This window comes from Candidatus Methylomirabilota bacterium (assembly GCA_027293415.1).
In the GTDB taxonomy this organism is placed as follows: Bacteria; Methylomirabilota; Methylomirabilia; order Methylomirabilales; family CSP1-5; genus CSP1-5.
In genome coordinates this window covers 1-2949 of record JAPUFX010000029.1, presented here as the reverse complement: position 1 = coordinate 2949, position 2949 = coordinate 1, and the positions used below count along the sequence as shown (strand labels likewise).

General features: G+C 58.6%; 1 protein-coding gene. It reads right to left on the bottom strand.

All coding sequences use genetic code 11. From position 1 onward, the window contains the following. Positions 1-488: 488 nt before the first annotated feature. Complete coding sequence (locus O6929_02035) at positions 489-2630, bottom strand: amidohydrolase family protein (protein MCZ6479176.1); 2142 nt, start codon at positions 2628-2630, stop codon at positions 489-491. Positions 2631-2949 lie beyond the last annotated feature (319 nt).

The following is a 2949-nucleotide window of genomic DNA, read 5'->3' as shown; positions in this document are numbered from 1 at the left end:
TGCATGCTGATCCTTCTGTAATCCCGTGGCGGCCTTGTGGCACGTTCTGTGATCTACAGTGGAATGATCAGAAGACGCCTGTCAATGGTCAGCAAAACCGGGATCAGGCCACGCGCTTAGGGGTCTGCGCGTTCAATGGGGTATCAGGGGGACTATCAAAGTTACTATCAAAGTTACTATCAAAGTTACTATCAAAGTACTATCAAAAGGACTATCAAAACGGCTGCAAGCCAGTAAACACAACGATCTCAATTTCTTGGCCCTATTACACCCACATTTTTCCTGGAAAATTGGCCAGCGAGCCGGGTATTAGAGGCGAAAATAGGGCAAAATTTTCTTATTTGACGAGCATTTTTTGCAGTGAATTTACGTCAAGTTGCGCAAATTCCCCACATTGGAACGGCGAATCAAACGTCCGCTTTCGGCCAGGAGCGGACATGGCAAGTTCAGCCTAAATGTGACGGCCAGTGATCGCCTGAACGTTCCCTTTAATTCCGGTCCGGCTGCATCGCCTCGGGGTCGAACATCCACCCACCCTTGATTACCCGCCAAATGCTCTGGGTATTCTTGATGTCTTCGAGGGGATTCTTATCCAGCAAAACGAGGTCGGCCAGCTTGCCGGGCTCGAGCGTGCCGAGGTGGTCTTCCGCCCCGACGGCCACCGCCCCCTCCTGGGTGGCAATCCGAATCACCTCAAGCGGTGGTAGTCCGGCTTGGACGAAATGCTCCAGCTCCCAGTGCAGGAATCCCGCGCCTTGATCGGTTCCAGCGTGGAGCTTCACCCCGTGGCGATGTGCGTCACGAACCGCGGCCAGTTGGTCCGCCCAGTACCCACGGAGCAGTTGAGTGTCGAGTTGACGCAAGAAAGGCGGCACGAGTGGGACAGACCCTGGCACCTCTTTCCGACGTCCGGGGGCGTCGCGCAGTAGGAGGGCCTGTCCTCCGCGCACCGCCAGGGTCGGATCCCAACGAGTGCCCGACATGGCAAGCATCGTGAGAACATCTTTGTAAACGCGACTCGGGCCTGCGGCATGCTCGAGAAAGGAGTAGCCCAGGATTACGTTCTGGGTGATTTCTTGTACGGTGGTCCCGTGCCCAGCAACCGGAAGACGAAGCCGGCGAGCTTCCTCCGCAGCAGCACGCTGCAACGGCCTCGATATCGTGTTGTAGATCTTGATGAGCTGAGCAGCACGGCCCTTCCACAAGCGGACGTAGCTCCGAGCATCCTGTTCGCTGCCGATGTACTGGTCTCCGAGGTTTGGCTCCGTCGAGAACGACCGCGGTGCCGAGGCGGATTCTTCCCAACCCCAGCCCAGAGAGCGCACCGAAGTGACCCCGTATGAAAGGAAGGCTTCGGGATCTCCACCGTGGATGTGCAGGTCGAACAACCCCGGAATGGCGAATCGGCCCCGAGTATCGACTATCGTCGTCTCGCTGGGGAGCAGCCTGGGCTCCGGGCCGATCCTGAGAATTCGGCCTTCTTGGATCAGCAGAGACGTCTCCAGCCCGAAGCCTCCCGCGCGGAAATCCAACACGCGTACGCGTTGCAAGAGGACGGGGTCCGGCACCGGCGTTTCGGCTGGATTGAAGGACTGCTTGAGCGGTGGAACGGGATCTCGAACCTGCAGACTGACTTTCGCGCGGAAGGGAATGGGCTCCCAGGCGCCACTCGACACATCGATCTTCCAGATTCGTCCTGCTTCACCCAAATAGATGTCTCCGTTCTTCGGTGCCAGTGCAAACCGCCGGGCCCAGCCCCGTCGCCGCGAGAGTGGAGCGATGAAGATCTCGGGTCCCTCATGGACAGGGGCGAACACCAGGTCCTCCGAGGCGGGAACCCACGAATCCCAGAACCGATGCGAGCGCCGGTAGTAGAGCCCGTCGCCGGTGGGGCTGGCTGCGAAGCAATCGGGGTAACCGGCAATCGTCCGAAGGGTCGATACAGTGCCCCCCTCATCCATCACCTCGACTCGGGTAGTGGCTTCCGGGTTGGAAGACCAATCGTCCGATTTCGGCTCAATCACCGTCCATGCCAAGCGACCGTCGGGTAGGAAAAATACGGACCGGATGAGTTGGGGGTCCACCGTGACCGCTTCCACGTCCCCCTCCCCATGCAGCACGAGCCGGCGTATGACGGCCGGCGTGGTCGGTGTCGGACTCTCTCCGACTTTCCAGGGCTGAGGCGAGTCGCGGGCCTGGCGAGTGAAACTCAGATATACGAGGCCCTCGCCATCCTTAGTCCACGCTGGCCGGGCGGCGGACAGCTCATGGGTGACTTGGCGGACTTCTCCGGACGACAGATTCAGCAGAAAGATGTTGCCTTCGCTCCCGTCCCGGTCTGACGTAAAGGCCAGGAGACTGCCATCGGGGGAGATCACGGGGTCGGTATCAAAATAGGGTCCAAAGGTGAGTTGCTTTGCTTCACCGCCTTCGCTTGGCAAGCGAAACAGTTTGCCGAGAAGTGTGAGGATCAGAGATTCCCCATCGGGGGAAACAACCACATGAGGAGCCGTGACCTCGGTGGTCTCGAACTCGATGATGCGCAAGTCGTCGTCTTGGGCGGCGGCGGTATTCAGCAGCACCAATGTCGCAAGAACGAGTGCGAACCAGACAGGGCGCGGGTGGAGCATGGTGGCCTCTCCCTAGATTTCCGATTCCCACAGTCTAATTGCTCGCACGCACGATGTCCGCTTTGGGTCACAAGCGGCCCGTTTCGTCAATATTACCTTAACGGCCGGTTCCGGGGACAAAGCAGCCGTTCCTCAGATCCAGAATTGACGGCACTCTTCGGTTAGACCGTGAATGTCTGCTTTTCTCGAAAGCGGACGTTCAGATCATGGAAATTCGTAGATTTCGAGGGGCCGCTTTCGGCCACAAGCGGACGTTCACGCTCAGCAATCGGCTTCTTGCACGCGCGCCTCACTCAGGTAATGTAACATCGAACACAAT

Coding starts and splice junctions, on each gene's coding strand:
- O6929_02035 (MCZ6479176.1), bottom strand. CDS start 2,630: ATGCTCCACCCGCGCCCTGTCTGGTTCGCACTCGTTCTTGCGACATTG.